The following is a 17,867-nucleotide window of genomic DNA, read 5'->3' on the forward strand; positions in this document are numbered from 1 at the left end:
TCAAGGCATCAACTGCATGAGCGGCTCCTACGTCTTTCTCTGTAGGTTGACGATTCGTCAGCGCTACCGACGCGTACTTGTAAGGAGTCACATGGTCACCTTCCAAGGTGTCTTGACGAAGTCCGCGGTGGTCGTGGCCGCTCTGGCCCTCGCCGGAGGTACCGCCACCGCCGCCCAGGCACAGGAATCCGCCCCCGCGGCACCGGCCTACGTCACTCTGTCCGTGCTGAACCCGGACGGCGCCCCCGTCTACGCCAAGCCCGATTCCTCGTCGGAGCGGTACCGCGTGGACAAGGCGGGCACCAAGGAGCGCATCCAGTGCTCGACCACGACGACCCCCTCGGGGGCAAGGTGGTTCCGGATCTACGACTCGCATCCGGTGGGCTGGATCTGGTCCGGGCACTTCGCCTCCCTCGAGAACCCGCCCAAGGAGTGCTTCCCCCGCTAAGCGGATGACCGCCGGCTACAAGCTGTCGAGGAAGCCGAGCGCCACCCGCCAGGTGGCCTCGGCGGCCTCCTCGTCGTAGTCCGGCAGGTCGGGGTCGGTGTAGAGGTGGCCGGCCCCGGCATACCGGTACACCTCGACGTCCGCGCCGGTCCGGCCCATCTGCAGATACCAGGCGCTGAGCCAGTCGTCCGTCTCGAAGGGATCCGGCTCCGCCACATGCAGCTGGACCGGCAGGTCGTCGGCCGTGACATCCGGCGCGATGTCCGACGTGCCGTGCAGGAGCAGCAGCCCACGCGCCTTGTCGTCGCCGAGGGCGAGGGTCTGGGCGATCGAGGCGCCGAGCGAGAATCCCGCGTACACCAGCCCGCGCTCGGAGTACGGCGCAGCCGCCAGCACGGCCCGCTTCAGCAGCTCGTCCTTGCCGATCTTCTCCTGTTGCTCCATGCCCTCCTCGACCGTCTCGAAGGTGCGCCCCTCGAAGAGGTCGGGCGTCCACACTTCGTGTCCGGCCGTGCGCAGCCGGTCAGCGGCCTGGAGCACGGCGGGCCGCAGCCCCTGGGTCGAGTGAAAGAGCACGATGTTCATGAAGCCATCGTGCCAGCCGGGTGTGACAAGGCGAGATCGCGGCAGTACCCACGACCTGACGGAAGTCACATGTTCATGCCCGCCGGGAGCCGGTTAGGTTCGGGGGCATGGAGAACCTGCTACGACCGCTGATCGTGGTCGGTGGCTCGGTCGTGCTCACGCTCGTGATCGGCTGGGCCACCGACTTCCTGCTGCGCAAGGCCGACGAACGGCACCACGAGACCCAGCTGTGGGGTCTGCTCCGCCGCGGCCGCATCCCCTACCAGCTCGTGCTCTTCGCGGCCCTCCTGAGAGGGTCGTACGACGAGGCGGACCTGCTGGACGACCACCGCGAAGGCCTCGGCCAGGCGCTGACGCTGCTGCTCATCGGATCGGCCGCCTGGCTGGTGATCCGTATCGCGGGGGCGATCGTCGAGACGTCGTACAGCCGGTACGCCAGCGCCCGGGCCCACCGCGACCCGGCCAGGGTCCGCCGGGTGCGCACCCAGGTGACGCTGATCATGCGGGTGGTGTCCGCGATCGTCGGCGTGGTGGCCGCGGCGAGCATGCTGCTGACCTTCCCGGCGTTCCGGGCGGCGGGCGCCTCGCTGCTGGCCTCGGCCGGCATCCTCGGCATCGTCGCCGGTGTCGCCGCCCAGTCCACGCTGAGCAACATGTTCGCGGGGTTCCAGATCGCCTTCGGCGACATGGTGCGCATCGGCGACACCGTGGTGGTGGACGGCGAGTGGGGCACGGTCGAGGAGATCACGCTGACGTTCCTGACCGTCCACACCTGGGACGAGCGCCGGATCACCATGCCGGTCTCGTACTTCACGTCCAAGCCGTTCGAGAACTGGTCGCGCGGCACCCCGCAGATGACCGGCATCGTCTTCTGGCACCTCGACCACACGGCCCCCGTGGACGAGATGCGCGAGAAGCTCCGCGACATCCTGCGCGAGTGCCCGGCCTGGGACGGCCGTGCCTACAACCTGTGCGTCACGGACACCACGCCGAGCACCCTGCAGGTGCGGGCCCTGGTGACGGCCAAGGACGCGGACGACATCTGGACGGTGCGGGTCACGGTGCGCGAGGAGATGATCCGCTGGCTGGCCGAGGAGCACCCGTACGCCCTCCCCCGGGTCAACACGGCGGACGCGCTCCTGCCGCCGTCCTGGAACGGCAACGGGAGCGGGAACGGCCACCGCCCGTCGCAGGACGGCGTCCCGCCCCAGCAGCGCCGCTATCACGGCTCGGCGAGGCCGGAGCGCTGACGACACCAGAACCGAAGAAGAGGGGCTGCCCGTACCGCGGGCAGCCCCTCTTTCTGCCTGGTCTCAGTGACCGCGTTCGGCCCCGCCGTTGACCTGGATGATCTGGGAGGTGATGTGCCCGGCGCCCTGGGAGGCCAGCCAGTGCAGCGTCTCGACGACGTCACCGGGGGTCCCGGCCCGCCCGTTCGAGGTCTCCTCCACGAGCCGCGCCCGCCGCTCCTCGCTCATCGCGTCCCCGAAGAACTCGGTGTCCTCGACATAGCCGGGCGCGACCACGTTCACCGTGATGCCGCGCGGCCCCAGCTGCCGGGCCAGATCATGGGCGTAGGGATGCAGCCCCGCCTTGGCCGCCGCGTACGCACCGCTCCCGGATCCCCGGTAGGCGGCGATCGAACCGAGGAACAGCACCCGCCCGCCGGGCTCGGCGAGACGCGGCTTCAGAGCCTCGGTGAGCAGTACGGCGGTCAGGGTGTTGAGCCGGAAGTTCACGGTCCAGCTGTGCGCGACGGCCTCGAGCGGATCGTCGGGCCCGGGGCCCGGTTCGAGCAGCCCATTGCCCCCGGCGCTGTGCACGAGGACGTCCACGGCCCCGAACTCCCGCTCCACGAAAGCGGCCACACCCCGGACGTCCGCCGGCTCGGTGAGATCCGCCGCATACGTCCGCGCCCCCGGCACCCCGGCCTTCTCCAGCACGTCGGCCCGCCGCCCGAGCAACAGAACCTGATCCCCGCCCGCGGCGAAGGCCCGCGCCGCCGCGAGCCCGATCCCGGTCCCTCCACCACTGATCACAACATTCCGCGCCATACGACGACCCTACGACCCGTCAGCCGACGACGGCGAAGACCCCGCCGGGAAACCACTCACCGCATCGACCGCACGTCGAGATGGCGCAACACCCGGTCCACGACCTCCGGATCGGCCCCCGGCTCACTCCGCGCCGCCAGCACCTCGTGCCGCGCCGCGCTCAGCATCTCCTGCTGGATCCGCCGCACCCGCTTCAGCCGCCGCGCGCGCTCCCGGGAAGCCTCCCGCCGCTCGTCCTCGGCGACCTCGGGACTGATCCGCACCCCGATGTCGAAGGCCCGCCGCAGCATCTGCTCGGACAACTCCTCCGGGAGCTCCTCTTCCTCCTCGATCTCGCGCAGCCTCCGCTTCGCCGCCTTGGACGCCCGGATCGCCAGTTCCTTCGCGAGTTCCTTCTCCTGGTCCGTGTCGGCCTTCACGCCCAGCCGCCGCACCAGCCACGGCAACGTCAGCCCCTGCACCACCAGCGTCGCCACGATCACCCCGAACGCGATGAAGATGAGCTCGTCCCGGTTGGGGAACGGCGCCCCCGCGTCCGTCTCCAGCGGAATGGCCAGCACCAGCGCCACCGAGGCCACTCCGCGCATCCCCGACCACCACATGACCACGGTCTCGCGCCAGCTCACCGGGATGTCCTCGTCGTAGTCCCGCCGCGCGTGCAGCCGTTTGGTCAGCCAGGTCGCCGGCAGCAGCCACAGCAGCCTTACGAACACGACGACGGCCACCACCACCGCCGCCCAGCCGAGCAGTTCGCCCCACCGGCCGGACGCGGTGCGAATGGCGTTGTGCAGCTCGAGGCCGACCAGCCCGAACGCGACGCCGGTGACGAGGGTGTCGACGATGTTCCAGAAGGTGTGCCCTGCCAGCCGTGTCATGACGTCGTCGGCGTCGGACCCGTACTCCGCGAGGAACACCGCGGTGGTGAGCACGGCGAGCACTCCGGAGCCGTGCAGTTCCTCGGCCATGACGTAAGAGGCGTACGGCACCAGCAGGGTCAGCCCGATCTGCAGGGTCGCGTCCCCGAGGAGTTCCATCAGCTTGTTCGCGCCCCAGCCCAGCCCGATGCCCACGGCCGCCCCCACCACGGCCGACAGCACCAGATCGAGCCCGGCCTGCCAGGGCGAGAACGTCCCGCTGACGGCGGCGGCGATCGCCACGTGGTAGAGGACGATGGCCGTCACATCGTTGAACAGCCCCTCGCCCTCCAGGATCGACACCAGCCGGCGCGGCAGCCCCAGCTGCCCGGCGACGGCGGTCGCCGCGACCGGGTCCGGCGGCGCGACCAGCGCACCGAGCGCGAACGCCGCGGCCAGCGGCAGCCCCGGCACGATCGCGTCGGCCGCGGCGGCCACGCAGGCCATGGTGACGAACACCAGGGCCACGGCCAGCAGGAAGATCGGTCTCTTGTTCGCCGCGAACTGCCGCCATGACGTACGGCGCACGGCGGCGTACAACAGGGGCGGCAGCAGCAGCGGCAGGATGAGGTCCGGCGGGATCTCGACGTTCGGTACGAACTCGAGCAGCGCGAGGACTATGCCCAGGAGCGTCATCAGCACCGGCGCGGGCATCCCCAGCCGGTCCCCGACCGGGACGCTGATCACGGCCCCGAGCAGCAGCACGAACAACAGGGCCAACTGATCCACGGTCAGCGCTCCGGGAGGTCAGACGGTCATACGACTGACCTCAAGCCTGCCACGCAACTGCACGGACAAACCGTTTCGGCACCCGCGGCGAGCGGCTACAGCGAACGCCGCATCCCCTGGTGCGGGATGCCCGCCTCCAGGTACTCCGGCCCGTACGCCTCGTAGCCGAGCCGGGCGTAGAAGCCGAGCGCGTGCGTCTGGGCGTGCAGGTCCACGGCCACGAGTCCACGCGCGCGTGCGGCGTCCTCGATGGCCCGCACCAGGACGACCCCGACTCCGAGCCCGCGCGCCCGGCCGGTCACGGCGAGCCGGCCCAGCGAGCCCACGGACGGGCCGGCCCCGGTCTGCGCCACGGCCGCCTCGCCGTACAGCAGCCGCCCGGTCCCGAGCGGCACGCCGTCCTCCTGAACGGCCAGGACGTGCACCGCCCCCGCGTCGTACGCGTCGTACTCGAGGTCCTCCGGCACGCCCTGCTCGCCGACGAAGACCTCCTTGCGCACCGCGAAGCACGCCTCACGGTCGGCGGGGTCCTCCGCGACACGCACCGCATACCGCGCGGTGCTCATGCGTACGTCTCCTCCCGGACCTGGTCCAGGGCCTTCTGCAGGTCCTCCGGGTAGTCGCAGGAGAACTCCGCCCACTGCCCGTCCCCGGGGTGCTCGAAGCCGAGACGCACCGCGTGCAGCCACTGCCGCGTCAGGCCGAGGCGCTTGGCCAGCGTCGGGTCGGCGCCGTAAGTCAGGTCGCCGACGCAGGGGTGCCGGTGGGCGGCCATGTGGACGCGGATCTGGTGGGTGCGGCCGGTCTCCAGCTTCACATCGAGGAGCGATGCCGCACGGAAGGCCTCGATGAGGTCGTAGTGCGTGACGGACGCCTTGCCCTCGGCGGTGACCGCCCACTTGTAGTCGTGGTGCGGGTGACGGCCGATGGGCGCGTCGATGGTGCCGCTGGTCGGGTCGGGGTGGCCCTGGACGAGCGTGTGGTACCGCTTGTCGACCGTGCGCTCCTTGAATTGGCGCTTCAGGGACGTGTACGCGTACTCCGACTTGGCCACGACCATCAGCCCGGAGGTGCCGACGTCGAGGCGGTGCACGATGCCCTGGCGCTCCGCGGCACCGGAGGTGGAGATCCGGTACCCGGCGGCGGCCAGGCCCCCGATGACGGTCGGCCCGGTCCAGCCCGGCGACGGGTGCGCGGCGACACCCACCGGCTTGACGATCACGACCACGTCATCGTCGTCGTGCACGATCTCCATGCCCTCGACCGGCTCGGCCACCACCTGCACCGGCGCGGGCGCCTGCGGCATCTCGACCTCCAGCCAGGCGCCGCCGTGGACACGCTCCGACTTGCCGACCACCGACCCGTCGACCGTGACCTTCCCCGCGGCGGCGAGTTCGGCCGCCTTGGTCCGGGAGAAGCCGAACATGCGGGAGATGGCGGCGTCGACGCGCTCGCCCTCCAGTCCGTCGGGCACGGGCAGGGTGCGGATCTCGGGAATCGTGCTCACCCGTCGAGTATGCCGGACGGGTCCGACAGCCCCGTACGGCGCCTGTCAGTCCTTGTGGACGGTGCCGTCCGGGTCGAGCCCCTTGAACGACAGCAGCACGATCAGGATGCCGCCGCACACGATCGCCGAGTCGGCCAGGTTGAAGACGGCGAAGTGCTTGGGCGCGATGAAGTCCACGACCGCGCCCTCGAAGACACCCGGCGCCCGGAAGATCCGGTCCGTGAGATTGCCCAGCGCACCGCCGAGCAGCATTCCGAGCGCGAGCGCCCAGGGCAGGCTGTAGAGCTTGCGGGCGAGCCGGGCGATGACGACGATCACCGCCGCCGCGATCATGGTGAAGATCACCGTGAAGGCCTCGCCGAAGCCGAAGGCAGCACCCGCGTTGCGGATCGCCTCGAACTTCAGCCAGTCCCCGATGATCTCGATCGGCGGGTGGTGCTCCAGCTTGGCCACCACGATCATCTTGGTGATCAGGTCGAGGGCGTACGCGAACGAGGCGACGGCGAACAGCACCGCGATACGGCGCTTGCCCCGGGGCCGCGCGTCCGTGGCCTCCGGCTCACCCGTGCCGGGCTCTCCGGCGGCCCGGGTGCCCTCGGAGTCGGCGCGCTCGCCCGACGCCGCGTCCTCGGGCCGCTCCTGCCCGTCCCCGGCGGCATCCGGTGTGTCCGGCGTACCGATGATGCGCTCCGCCTCTGCCACGTGAGTCCCTCAACCTAGGTGCCTGACCAGGGCCTGTCCGACACATTCCCGTCGTCCGCCCGAAGGGCGGGGCCCGCGGCGTCTGGTGCGTGCGATCGCAAGGCGCCGGAGCGCTCTCGTGGCGGAGCCACGTGGGCGTTTCGGCAACGCGACGAGCGCGCGTGCCAGGCGTCGCGGGGCAGGCGGGAATGTGTCGGACAGGCCCTAGGGACGAGGGTACGACACACCGTGTGCGCCCCACGTGCTCAGGCGGCATTCGGCCGTCGGTCAGTACCTGCGCTCCTGCTTCTGCTTGCACTCCACGCACAGCGTGGCCCGCGGGAAGGCCTGCATCCGGGCCTTGCCGATGGCGTTGCCGCAGTTCTCGCACAGGCCGTAGGTGCCCGAGTGGAGGCGGTCCAGGGCGCGCTCGGTCTGGATGAGCATCTCGCGGGCGTTGGCGGCCAGGGCCAGTTCGTGCTCGCGGGTGATGTTCTTGGTGCCGGTGTCCGCCTGGTCGTCGCCCGCTCCGTCCCCGGAGTCGCGCATCAGACCGGCGAGCGAGCGCTCCGACGACGTGATCTCCTCACGCAGCCGGGTCTCCTCGGACGTCAGCTCGGCACGCGCCTCCTCGACCTCCGCCTCCGTCCAGGGGTCCTCACCGGGGCGTACCGCGAGCTCACCGGGCTCCGCCGCGGCGACCCGTGCCTTCGGGACGGCGGTCTTGGCCGCCGTCGCCGCGCCAGGAGTCTTCTTCGCACCCACCGTGGTCGCTCCTGTCTGCGTCGCGGCCTCGGCCGCGCCCGCCTTCTCGGCCGTGCTGTTCCCGGCCTTGTCCTGTGTGACCGCTCCGGTCCGGGCAGTGCCCTTCCCGGCCGCGCTCTTCGTGGTGGTGCTCTTGCCTCCGGCGCGCACGCCCTCGGCCCCGACGCCCTTCTCAGCAGCGACAGCCTTGGCGGCCTTCGCCCTTTTGACCGCGGCCTTCTTCTCCGCGACCTCTCCGACAGCGGCTTTCTTTGCCACTGCCTTCTTCCCCGCGCTCTCGCCGACAGCAGCCTTCTTCCCTGCCGTCTCATGAGCAGCCGCCTTCTTGGCCGCGGCTTTCTGCTCCCCGACTTCGCCGGCAGCCGCCGTCTTGCCCGCGGCTTTCTGCTCCCCGACCTCGCCGGCAGCCGCCTTCTCACCGGCGGCCTTCTGCTCAGCATCGGCAGCTGCCTTTTTGGCCGCCGCCTTCTTGCCCGCGGCTTTCGCGCCCGCGGCCTTGTCGGCCGCGGCCTTCTTGGCCGTCGCCTTCCCGACCGCCGTCTTCTTGGTCCCCGCCTTCTTGGCCGCAGTGCTCTCGAGCCCTGCCTTCTTGGCCCCAGTCCTCTCGAGCCCTGCCTTCTCGACCTCAGCCTTCTCTGCCGCGGCCTTCTCGACCTCAGCCCTGCCGGCCCCAGTCTTCTCGACCGCGGTCTCCCCGGCCTCCGTTTTTTCGCCCGGCCCCTTGGCTCCCGCCCTCTTCGCCGCGACCTTCCTGGCAACGGCCTTTCCCGCCGCGGTCTTCTTGGCCGTCACCTTCTTGACCGCCGCCTTGGTCCTGGTGACAGCCGCCTTCGTCCCCTCGGCCGCCTTCTCGGTCGCCCCCTTCGCCGCCCGCCCCGCCGAGCCGCCCTGGGCGGTCTTCTTCCCGCCCGGGTCCTTGGGCGCACCGCCGGAGGCCTCCGCGGACCTGCCGGACGCCGGCTGCTGTACGGCGGTCTTCTTCGCCACCATGGCCGCGGCCCCTTCACATATTGTGATCTTGCTCGCGAATCGTGCTGGGACGATAAATCGACTTGAGTCCCGCGGCAACGGGGCACACCGCCCGATTCGCCCGCCTCGCGCATGCCGCGCGGCGAACCTGCATCCGTTGTGCCCAGCTCCCCGCCCGGTAATCCGCCGAGCCGGACGTCCCAGGATCCGAACACCTATACCACTCCATTCGGGTCATCAAACCCAAAAGACACCTCTTGCGCCACCCCCTCCCCGGCGGCCCCGAAAAGCGGTCGGCCGCTGTCCGCCCGGCGCCGTACACTGGGCGGAGCGAAAAGCGTGGATGGGGACGAGTAGCGGCGTACGCAGCCCAGAGCGACCCGGGGACGGTGGAAGCCCGGGGGCCAGCGCGACGTGAAGATCACCCCGGAGCCGCCGGAAGAAAGCCGTAGCGAACAGCAGCGGCCAGTAGAGCCGGCATCGCGACCCCAATGAGGGGGCTCACCGGCGCACACCCCGCACCGGAGGGCCAAGGAGGGTGGTACCGCGGGAGCGCGCCGAAGGCGGCGCAGGCAATGACGTAGCTCTCGTCCCTCCGGACGGAAGGCAGCAAGTCCGCCGGAGGAAGCCCGCTGATGACATCGCCGACGTACCGCCAGGTACCCGCCCAGGTCGACCTGCCCGCCCTCGAGCACACCGTGCTCGCCTTCTGGGACGAGCAGAAGATCTTCACCAAGAGCCTGGAGCAGTCCGAGGGCCGCCCGGAGTGGGTCTACTACGAGGGCCCGCCCACCGCCAACGGCATGCCCGGCGCCCACCACATCGAGGCCCGCGTCTTCAAGGACGTCTTCCCCCGGTTCCGCACCATGCGCGGCTACCACGTCGCCCGCAAGGCCGGCTGGGACTGCCACGGCCTCCCGGTGGAGCTGGCGGTGGAGAAGGAGCTCGGCTTCTCCGGCAAGCAGGACATCGAGGCGTACGGCATCGCCGAGTTCAACGCGAAGTGCCGCGAGTCGGTGACCCGGCACACCAACGCCTTCGAAGAGCTCACCACCCGCATGGGGTTCTGGACCGACCTCAACGACCCCTACCGCACCATGGACCCCGCGTACATCGAGTCGGTCTGGTGGTCGCTGAAGGAGATCTTCAACAAGGGCCTGCTGGTCCAGGACCACCGCGTCGCCCCCTGGTGCCCCCGCTGCGGCACGGGTCTGTCCGATCACGAGCTGGCGCAGGGCTACGAGACGGTCGTCGACCCGTCCGTGTTCGTCCGCTTCCCGCTCACCTCCGGCCCGCTCGCCGGCGAGGCCGCGCTCCTGGTGTGGACAACCACGCCCTGGACTCTCGTCTCCAACACGGCGGTCGCCGCCCACCCCGAGGTCACCTACGTCGTCGCGACGAACGGCGAGGAGAAGCTCGTCGTCGCCGAGCCGCTCGTCGCCAAGGCCCTCGGCGAGGGCTGGGAGACCACCGGCCAGACCTTCACGGGCGCCGAGATGGAGCGCTGGACGTACCAGCGCCCGTTCGAGCTGGTGGAGTTCCCGGCCGAGGCCCACTACGTGGTCAACGCCGACTACGTCACGACCGAGGACGGCACGGGTCTGGTCCACCAGTCCCCCGCCTTCGGTGAGGACGACCTCAAGGTCTGCCGCTCCTACGGCCTGCCGGTCGTGAACCCGGTCCGCCCGGACGGCACCTTCGAGGAGGACGTCCCGCTCGTCGGCGGCGTCTTCTTCAAGAAGGCCGACGAGAAGCTCACCGAGGACCTCGACAGCCGCGGCCTGCTCTTCCGGCACATCCCGTACGAGCACAGCTACCCGCACTGCTGGCGCTGCCACACCGCGCTGCTCTACTACGCGCAGCCCTCCTGGTACATCCGCACCACGGAGATCAAGGACCGTCTCCTCACGGAGAACGAGAACACCAACTGGTTCCCGGACACGGTCAAGCACGGCCGCTACGGCGACTGGCTGGACAACAACATCGACTGGGCGCTGTCCCGCAACCGCTACTGGGGCACGCCGCTGCCCATCTGGCGCTGCGAGGACGACCACCTCACCTGCGTCGGCTCCCTCACCGAGCTGACCGAGCTGACGGGCACCGACCAGTCGGGCCTGGACCCGCACCGCCCTTACATCGACGCGGTCACCTTCGCCTGCCCGCAGGACGGGTGCGGCAGCACGGCCACGCGCGTGCCCGAGGTCATCGACGCCTGGTACGACTCGGGTTCGATGCCGTTCGCGCAGTGGGGCTACCCGTACAAGAACAAGGAGACCTTCGAGGCCCGCTACCCGGCGCAGTTCATCTGCGAGGCCATCGACCAGACCCGCGGCTGGTTCTACACGCTGATGGCGGTCGGCACCCTGGTCTTCGACAAGTCGTCGTACGAGAACGTGGTCTGCCTCGGCCACATCCTCGCCGAGGACGGCCGCAAGATGTCCAAGCACCTGGGCAACACCCTGGAGCCCATCCCGCTCATGGACCGGCACGGCGCCGACGCGGTCCGCTGGTTCATGGCGGCCGGCGGCTCCCCCTGGGCGGCCCGCCGAGTCGGCCACGGCACCATCCAGGAGGTCGTCCGCAAGACGCTCCTCACCTACTGGAACACGGTCGCCTTCCAGGCCCTGTACGCCCGTACGTCGGGCTGGGCCCCGTCCGAGGCCGACCCGGCCCCGGCCGACCGCCCGGTGCTGGACCGCTGGCTGCTGTCCGAACTGCACGCGCTCACCGACCAGGTCACCCAGGCCCTCGACGCCTACGACACCCAGCGCGCCGGCAAGCTGCTGTCCGCGTTCGTCGACGACCTGTCGAACTGGTACGTCCGCCGCTCCCGTCGCCGCTTCTGGCAGGGCGACAAGGCGGCGCTGCGCACGCTGCACGAGGTCGTCGAGACGGTGACGCAGCTGATGGCCCCGCTGACCCCGTTCATCACCGAGCGGGTCTGGCAGGACCTGATCGTTCCGGTCACCCCGGGCGCCCCGGAGTCGGTCCATCTGTCCTCCTGGCCGCAGGCGGACCTCACGGCCATCGACCCGGAGCTGTCGAAGCAGATGGTGCTGGTGCGCCGGCTCGTGGAGCTGGGCCGTGCCACGCGCGCGGAGTCGGGTGTCAAGACGCGTCAGCCGCTGTCCCGCGCCCTGATCGCCGCGTCGGGCTTCGACGCGCTGGACTCCGGACTGCGCACCCAGATCACGGAGGAGCTGAACGTCGAATCGCTCGCGACACTGAGCGACGTCGGCGGCAGCCTGGTCGACACCACGGCCAAGGCCAACTTCCGCGCACTGGGCAAGCGGTTCGGCAAGCGCGTCCAGGACGTGGCCAAGGCCATCGCGAACGCGGACGCGGCCGCCCTGTCCCTGGCCCTGCGCGAGGGCACGGCGTCGGTGGCGGTCGACGGCGAGACCGTCACGCTCGCCCCCGACGAGGTGATCATCACGGAGACGCCACGCGAGGGCTGGTCGGTGGCGTCGGATTCGGGTGCCACGGTCGCCCTCGACCTGGAGATCACGGAGGAACTCCGGCGTGCGGGCCTGGCCCGTGACGCGATCCGGCTGATCCAGGAGGCCCGCAAGAACAGCGGCCTCGACGTGGCCGACCGCATCGCGCTGCGCTGGACCGCCACGGACGAGGCGACGGCCGCGGCCCTGACCGGCCACGCCGGCCTGATCGCCGACGAGGTCCTCGCCACGGACTTCGCTCAGGGCGAGGCGGACGACGCCTACGGCGAGCCCTTCACCGACGAGGGTCTGTCCCTGACGTTCCGCCTGCGCAAGGCGTAACGCTCAGGCCGAAGGCCCGGCCCCGCCCAAAGATCTTGGCGGGACCGGGCCTTCGGCGTTGCGTACGCACGAACGCGGTTGCGTGCGGACGAACAGGCATGGCAACACGTACAGGCATGGCAAAGGGCGAGGCCCCGGGATCAACCCGGGGCCTCGCCCTGAACGCTGCCGATGCCTACGCCGTACTACTGGCCATCAGGCCGTCAGTTGTCATCCTCGTCGATCAGGAAGCCCCGCATGGGCGAGGGCGCCTGACCCATCGGCGACGGGCCCTGCGGACGCACAGGCGCCATCGGCTGGGTCATCGCCGGAGACATCTGCTGCTGACCGCCGTAGGACGGACCGGACTGCGACGGGGGGCCGCCCATCGTCTGGTTGCCGCCGCCGTAGGACGGGGCGCTCGCGCCGGCCGGAGCCATGGAAGGCGCCGGGGACGGCGGGAGGGACGCGGCAGCCGGAGTGCGCGGCGGAGCCAGCGAGTCGTCGGCCTGGGTCTCCAGCTGGCGCAGCTGCGACTCCAGGTACGACTTCAGGCGCGTGCGGTACTCGCGCTCGAAGCCGCGCAGGTCCTCGACCTTGCGCTCCAGCGTGGCGCGAGCGGACTCCAGGGAGCCCATCGCCACGCGGTGCTTCTCCTGCGCGTCCCGCTCCAGGGCATCGGCCTTGGCACGGGCGTCACGCTCCAGACCCTCGGCACGCGAACGCGCTTCCCCGACGATCTTGTTGGCTTCGGAACGGGCCTCGGCGATCGCCTGGTCGGCGGTCTGCTGGGCCAGCGAGAGGACACGGGCGGCGCTGTCGCCACCGGGGCCTCCTTGACCGGGGCCGCCCATCGGACCGCCCATGGGGCCGCCCATCGGGCCACCCATCTGCTGCTGCATCGGGGGCTGGCCCATGGGGCCCGGACCGCCCGGACCCTGGCCCATCGGACCGGGACCCTGCGGACCACCCTGACCGCCGGGACCGGCGGGCAGCTGCGGGGCACCGCTCGGCAGCTGGGGCGGACCACCCATGGGGCCACCCATCTGCTGCTGCGGCGGGCCCGATATGCCGGCGGGTACGGGACCACCCGGACCGCGCATGCCCTGCTGCTGCTGTTGCTGCTGATCCTGCTGGGGCTCCGGAGGCTTGCGCATGTTCTGCTGGTTCTGGGCAGCAGCGCGCGTGGCCGCGGCCAGCTTGGCGCGCAGGTCCTCGTTCTCGCGGAGCAGACGGGTCAGTTCGGCTTCGACCTCATCGAGGAAGGCATCGACCTCGTCCTCGTCATAGCCTTCTCGGAGGCGGACGGTCGTGAACTGCTTGTTCCGCACGTCCTCGGGGGTCAACGGCATCTCTTCACCTCAACGTAGTCGTCGGCATTCGGCAAGACGGTAGGTCACATCGCTCATCACAGCCGGCTCACGATCGAGATCAGGATGTAGACGATGATCATCAGTACGAAGAAGGACAGGTCTAGCGCCACGCCCCCGAGACGCAGCGGCGGAATGACCCGCCGCAGAAGCTTGAGCGGTGGATCAGTGACAGTGTAGGTGGCCTCCAGAACGACCACCATCGCCTTGCCGGGTTGCCATGAGCGGGCGAACTGGAAGACATAGTCCATGACCAACCGGAAGATGAGCACGATGAGAAAGCACATCAGCGCGATGTAGATGACATCCAAAACCACGCTCATGACCTGCGCTTCCCTCTCCCCTGTGCCCTGCTGGGTACTGCTGTTTCCGGTGGTGCGTCTCAGCTCTGGTTGAAGAACCCGCCCTCTGCGATGCGGGCCTTGTCCTCCGCCGTGACATCGACGTTAGCAGGCGACAACAGGAACACCTTCTGCGTCACCCGCTCGATACTGCCGTGAAGACCAAACACCAGGCCAGCCGCAAAGTCGACAAGTCGCTTCGCATCTGTGTCATCCATCTCAGTCAGATTCATGATCACCGGAGTGCCTTCACGGAAGTGTTCCCCGATGGTACGGGCCTCGTTGTAGGTCCGTGGGTGGAGTGTGGTGATCCGGTAAGGCTCTCGTTCGGACACGACCTTGGGCATGATCACCGGTGCGTTCTTCTCCAGACTTGCGCGTTCTTGTGTGATGGATGCCACGGGCGCGATACGCGCCGGGCGTCCGGATTCCGCGGGGAGCGAAGCGGAACGAGGGGCCGGTTCGCGAGGCACGGACGGCTGTACGACTCGTACCTCTTCGTCCCTTTGGGGCTGATGTGAGACGTGCGGCTGATGGGACGGCTCGTGCCGTCGGTGGTCCCGCTCGGGCTCCGGGTCCAGTTCGGGTTCGAAGTCGTCGTCGGGGTCGAATCCGCGGCCGTCGTACCCATCGTCCTCCACGAGGCCGAGGTAGACCGCCATCTTGCGCATCGCGCCGGCCATGCTCTGAGTCCTCCGCTCTGTGGTGGATCTGCTGACGACTGCCAAGTGCCTGCGATCCACGAGGTCCTTGAGTCCGCCTATCGGCGGCAATGACCATATTTTCTGCTGTGGTCCGACTTCTTGGCGACGTTACCCGAGCCTGGGGCGGACTCCGAGTACCGCGCTGCCGACGCGCACATGTGTCGCTCCGGCCGCCACGGCCTGTTCGAGGTCCGCACTCATCCCTGCCGAGACCATGGTGGCAGTCGGATGACTCCGGCGCAGGTCGGTCGACAAAACCACCAACCGCTCGAACGCCGCCTGTTCGCGTCCCGCATACTCGCCGGTGAGCGGCGCGACGGTCATCAGTCCGCCGAGCCGCAGCCCCGGCGCCTCGGCCACGAGGCCGGCCAACTCCTCGATCCCGCCGGGAGCCACGCCTCCCCGCTCACCCCTCGCGCTCTCCCCGGCATCGAGCGCGACCTGGATGAGGCACCCCAGTTCACGCCCGGACCGGACGGCTTCCTTCGACAGAGCTGTGACGAGCTTGGAACGATCGACGGACTGCACGAAGTCCGCGTAACCGACCACCGATCGGACCTTGTTGGTCTGGAGTTGACCGACGAAGTGCCATGAAAGGGGCAGATCCGCACAGGCGGCGGCCTTGGGGGCCGCGTCCTGGTCGCGGTTCTCGGCGACATGCCGCACCCCTAGTTCCGACAACACGCGCACATCGCTCGCGGGATAGGTCTTGGTGACCACGATCAGGGTCACCTCCTCGCGTCCCCGCCCGGCGGCCGCGCATGCGTCGGCGATGCGTCGCTCGACTTTCGCCAGATTCGCGGCGAGTTCGTCCTTACGGTCCGTCATGCCCCATCAGTCCAGCCACACATAGCCCGCGAGTCGACCGGTGGTCCGGTCGCGGCGGTACGAGAAGTGATCGTCCGACTCCAGCGTGCACACCGGAGACTGCGCCCGGTCGCGCACCCCGAGCCTTTCGAGCTGCGCGTGCACCCCGGCACTCACGTCGACCGCCGGAGTGCCCCAACTGGTTTCGGCGTACGCCGCCGGCTCGACGGCGGACACCTCGGCGCGCATCGCCCCGGGCACTTCGTAACACCGGCCGCAGACGGTGGGCCCGGTGCGGGCGACGATCCGGGAGGGCTCGGCACCCAGTTCGGTCATCGCGCGTAGCGCGGCCGGGACGACCCCGGCGATCATGCCGGGCCGGCCCGCGTGGGCCGCCGCGGCGATCCCGGCGACCGGGTCGGCGAGCAGGACCGGCACGCAGTCCGCGGTGAGCACGGCGAGGGCGAGCCCCCGCTTCACCGTGACGATCGCGTCGACCGACGGGATCTCGGACGAAGATCCCCACGGCCGGTCCACCACCGCCACGTCGGCCCCGTGCACCTGGTTCATCCAGACCACCCGGTCCGGCTCGACGCCCAGGGACTTGGCGGCCAGGTCCCGGTTGGCGCGTACGGCGGCGGGGTCGTCGCCGACCGCTCCGCCGAGATTGAGCTCCTCATACGGAGCGGCGCTCACTCCGCCCCACCGGTCGGTGAAGCCGAAGTGCGCGCCGCTCACGCTTTCGCGCTGTCCTATCACCACTGAAGGATCACTTGAGGAAGTCCGGTACGTCCAGTTCCTCGGCCGCGCTGTCCGAGTAGGTCCGCGGCGCCGGCGGGACCGGCGGGGCGACCGGGATGTCGTTGACCGGCTCCGGAGCGGGCTCCGGGTCCTCCTTCGGGGTCACGCTGCCGAGCGAGCCGAAGGACGGGCGGCTCTCGGTCTGCCGCGCCGGGGCCGGCTCCTCACGCTTGGCCGAGGACGAGCCGAGGACGTTGTCCCGCTTGGACGGCGGCTGGCCGCCGTCGAAGCCGGCCGCGATCACGGTGACCCGGACCTCGTCGCCGAGGGCGTCGTCGATCACCGCACCGAAGATGATGTTGGCCTCGGGGTGAGCGGCCTCGGAAACCAGCTGGGCGGCCTCGTTGATCTCGAACAGACCGAGGTCGCTGCCGCCGGAGATGGAGAGGAGCACGCCGCGGGCGCCGTCGATGGACGCCTCCAGCAGCGGCGAGGAGATCGCCATCTCGGCCGCGGCCACCGCACGGTCGTCGCCACGCGCCGAGCCGATGCCCATCAGCGCCGAGCCGGCCTCGGACATGACCGACTTGACGTCGGCGAAGTCGAGGTTGATGAGGCCGGGGGTGGTGATGAGGTCGGTGATGCCCTGGACACCGGAGAGCAGGACCTGGTCGGCCGACTTGAAGGCGTCCAGCACCGAGACCTGGCGGTCCGAGATGGACAGCAGCCGGTCGTTCGGGATGACGATGAGGGTGTCGACCTCTTCGCGGAGCTCGGCGATGCCGTCCTCGGCCTGGTTCGCGCGGCGCCGCCCCTCGAAGGTGAACGGGCGCGTGACCACACCGATGGTGAGAGCGCCGAGCGAGCGGGCGATGTTGGCCACGACGGGCGCGCCGCCGGTGCCGGTGCCGCCGCCTTCACCGGCTGTCACGAAGACCATGTCGGCCCCCTTGAGGACCTCCTCGATCTCCTCGCGGTGGTCCTCGGCGGCCTTGCGGCCCACGGCCGGGTTGGCTCCGGCGCCGAGTCCGCGGGTGAGTTCACGGCCGACGTCCAGCTTGACGTCGGCGTCGCTCATCAACAGAGCTTGCGCGTCGGTGTTGATGGCGATGAACTCGACGCCCTTGAGACCGACCTCGATCATCCGGTTGATGGCATTGACACCACCGCCGCCGACACCGATGACTTTGATGACTGCGAGGTAGTTCTGCGGTGCTGCCACGTCGAAGGCCTCTCGCCTCGAGTTACGTGTCGCCGAATCAGCGTGACGCGCTGCGCCCCGCGACCCGACGACTGATGCCGAATGGGACGGTCCGTATCGCCGACCCGAACCCTAACCCTGAAGTTTAGGGTTACCAGTGTGTCTGTTCCTTGGAGTCTTCTGAACAGGACACTAAGTCGACAAGTGGCGCACGTTCAACGAACACGCCGAACCTCCCGTTTTTCTTTTCACCCTATGTGATCAGCCGTAGCACTGCCCAACCAGGGTGCTGG

At 69.9% G+C, this 17,867-nt stretch carries 16 protein-coding genes; 3 read left to right on the forward strand and 13 right to left on the reverse strand.

Going from position 1 to position 17,867, the window contains the following annotated elements:
* Positions 1–91 precede the first annotated feature (91 nt).
* Positions 92–448 carry a hypothetical protein gene (locus ACFT32_RS40205; RefSeq protein ID WP_382499076.1) on the forward strand — a complete coding sequence of 119 codons (357 nt, stop codon included), beginning with the start codon at positions 92–94 and terminating at the stop codon, positions 446–448.
* A 15-nt stretch (positions 449–463) separates the two neighbouring features.
* On the opposite strand, the gene ACFT32_RS40210 is transcribed toward ACFT32_RS40205, so the two are convergent.
* On the reverse strand, positions 464–1,078 hold the full coding sequence (locus tag ACFT32_RS40210; protein WP_382499193.1) for a dienelactone hydrolase family protein: 615 nt from the start codon (positions 1,076–1,078) through the stop codon (positions 464–466).
* A 62-nt stretch (positions 1,079–1,140) separates the two neighbouring features.
* On the opposite strand from ACFT32_RS40210, the gene ACFT32_RS40215 reads away from it, so the two are divergent.
* Positions 1,141–2,283: a mechanosensitive ion channel family protein gene (locus ACFT32_RS40215; protein ID WP_382499077.1), complete on the forward strand. Its 1,143-nt coding sequence runs from the start codon at positions 1,141–1,143 to the stop codon at positions 2,281–2,283.
* A gap of 63 nt (positions 2,284–2,346) precedes the next feature.
* On the opposite strand, the gene ACFT32_RS40220 is transcribed toward ACFT32_RS40215, so the two are convergent.
* The 6 genes from ACFT32_RS40220 to ACFT32_RS40245 form a co-directional block, all read right to left on the reverse strand.
* The gene (locus ACFT32_RS40220; protein ID WP_382499079.1) at positions 2,347–3,087 is read right to left on the reverse strand and encodes an SDR family NAD(P)-dependent oxidoreductase; all 741 of its coding nucleotides are present in this window, start codon (positions 3,085–3,087) and stop codon (positions 2,347–2,349) included.
* Positions 3,088–3,143: 56 nt separating this feature from the next.
* Positions 3,144–4,730 (reverse strand): Na+/H+ antiporter, encoded by a 1,587-nt coding sequence (locus ACFT32_RS40225; protein WP_382499081.1) that lies wholly within the window; start codon positions 4,728–4,730, stop codon positions 3,144–3,146.
* Between the two features lie 95 nt (positions 4,731–4,825).
* On the reverse strand, positions 4,826–5,296 hold the full coding sequence (locus tag ACFT32_RS40230) for a GNAT family N-acetyltransferase (RefSeq protein ID WP_382499084.1): 471 nt from the start codon (positions 5,294–5,296) through the stop codon (positions 4,826–4,828).
* Positions 5,293–6,237, reverse strand: a complete 945-nt coding sequence (locus ACFT32_RS40235) for an RluA family pseudouridine synthase (RefSeq protein WP_215122043.1) — start codon at positions 6,235–6,237, stop codon at positions 5,293–5,295. The genes ACFT32_RS40230 and ACFT32_RS40235 overlap by 4 nt, the downstream gene beginning before the upstream one ends.
* A 45-nt stretch (positions 6,238–6,282) precedes the next feature.
* Positions 6,283–6,939 carry a signal peptidase II gene (gene lspA, locus ACFT32_RS40240; protein ID WP_382499086.1) on the reverse strand — a complete coding sequence of 219 codons (657 nt, stop codon included), beginning with the start codon at positions 6,937–6,939 and terminating at the stop codon, positions 6,283–6,285.
* Between the two features lie 267 nt (positions 6,940–7,206).
* Entirely contained in the window at positions 7,207–8,673 is a 1,467-nt protein-coding gene (locus ACFT32_RS40245; RefSeq protein WP_382499088.1) for a TraR/DksA C4-type zinc finger protein, read from the reverse strand.
* A gap of 614 nt (positions 8,674–9,287) precedes the next feature.
* On the opposite strand from ACFT32_RS40245, the gene ileS reads away from it, so the two are divergent.
* Positions 9,288–12,431, forward strand: a complete 3,144-nt coding sequence (gene ileS / locus ACFT32_RS40250; RefSeq protein ID WP_382499091.1) for an isoleucine--tRNA ligase — start codon at positions 9,288–9,290, stop codon at positions 12,429–12,431.
* A gap of 203 nt (positions 12,432–12,634) precedes the next feature.
* Here the strand turns inward: ileS and ACFT32_RS40255 are convergent, their stop codons facing one another.
* The 6 genes from ACFT32_RS40255 to ftsZ all read right to left on the reverse strand — a co-directional run bounded on the left by ACFT32_RS40255 (position 12,635) and on the right by ftsZ (position 17,595).
* Positions 12,635–13,762, reverse strand: a complete 1,128-nt coding sequence (locus tag ACFT32_RS40255) for a DivIVA domain-containing protein (RefSeq protein ID WP_382499093.1) — start codon at positions 13,760–13,762, stop codon at positions 12,635–12,637.
* Positions 13,763–13,818: 56 nt separating this feature from the next.
* Entirely contained in the window at positions 13,819–14,103 is a 285-nt protein-coding gene (locus ACFT32_RS40260; protein ID WP_115908676.1) for a YggT family protein, read from the reverse strand.
* Between the two features lie 59 nt (positions 14,104–14,162).
* Positions 14,163–14,804, reverse strand: a complete 642-nt coding sequence (locus ACFT32_RS40265; protein WP_184596554.1) for a cell division protein SepF — start codon at positions 14,802–14,804, stop codon at positions 14,163–14,165.
* A gap of 129 nt (positions 14,805–14,933) precedes the next feature.
* Positions 14,934–15,653, reverse strand: a complete 720-nt coding sequence (locus tag ACFT32_RS40270) for a YggS family pyridoxal phosphate-dependent enzyme (protein ID WP_382499095.1) — start codon at positions 15,651–15,653, stop codon at positions 14,934–14,936.
* A 6-nt stretch (positions 15,654–15,659) separates the two neighbouring features.
* On the reverse strand, positions 15,660–16,391 hold the full coding sequence (gene pgeF, locus ACFT32_RS40275; protein WP_382499097.1) for a peptidoglycan editing factor PgeF: 732 nt from the start codon (positions 16,389–16,391) through the stop codon (positions 15,660–15,662).
* 10 nt (positions 16,392–16,401) lie between these two features.
* Complete coding sequence (ftsZ, locus tag ACFT32_RS40280) at positions 16,402–17,595, reverse strand: cell division protein FtsZ (protein WP_189729071.1); 1,194 nt, start codon at positions 17,593–17,595, stop codon at positions 16,402–16,404.
* Between the last annotated feature and the right edge of the window lie 272 nt (positions 17,596–17,867).

The organism is Streptomyces sp. NPDC057002, assembly GCF_042673825.1.
Taxonomy (GTDB): domain Bacteria; phylum Actinomycetota; class Actinomycetes; order Streptomycetales; family Streptomycetaceae; genus Streptomyces.

What these genes read in the sequence shown, in the direction of transcription:
- ACFT32_RS40205 (WP_382499076.1), top strand. Translation starts at nt 92, where the DNA reads ATGGTCACCTTCCAAGGTGTCTTGACGAAGTCCGCGGTGGTCGTGGCC.
- ACFT32_RS40215 (WP_382499077.1), top strand. Translation starts at nt 1,141, where the DNA reads ATGGAGAACCTGCTACGACCGCTGATCGTGGTCGGTGGCTCGGTCGTG.
- ACFT32_RS40220 (WP_382499079.1), bottom strand. Translation starts at nt 3,087, where the DNA reads ATGGCGCGGAATGTTGTGATCAGTGGTGGAGGGACCGGGATCGGGCTC.
- ACFT32_RS40230 (WP_382499084.1), bottom strand. Translation starts at nt 5,296, where the DNA reads ATGAGCACCGCGCGGTATGCGGTGCGTGTCGCGGAGGACCCCGCCGAC.
- ACFT32_RS40245 (WP_382499088.1), bottom strand. Translation starts at nt 8,673, where the DNA reads ATGGTGGCGAAGAAGACCGCCGTACAGCAGCCGGCGTCCGGCAGGTCC.
- ileS (WP_382499091.1), top strand. Translation starts at nt 9,288, where the DNA reads ATGACATCGCCGACGTACCGCCAGGTACCCGCCCAGGTCGACCTGCCC.
- ACFT32_RS40255 (WP_382499093.1), bottom strand. Translation starts at nt 13,762, where the DNA reads ATGCCGTTGACCCCCGAGGACGTGCGGAACAAGCAGTTCACGACCGTC.
- ACFT32_RS40260 (WP_115908676.1), bottom strand. Translation starts at nt 14,103, where the DNA reads ATGAGCGTGGTTTTGGATGTCATCTACATCGCGCTGATGTGCTTTCTC.
- ACFT32_RS40265 (WP_184596554.1), bottom strand. Translation starts at nt 14,804, where the DNA reads ATGGCCGGCGCGATGCGCAAGATGGCGGTCTACCTCGGCCTCGTGGAG.
- ACFT32_RS40270 (WP_382499095.1), bottom strand. Translation starts at nt 15,653, where the DNA reads ATGACGGACCGTAAGGACGAACTCGCCGCGAATCTGGCGAAAGTCGAG.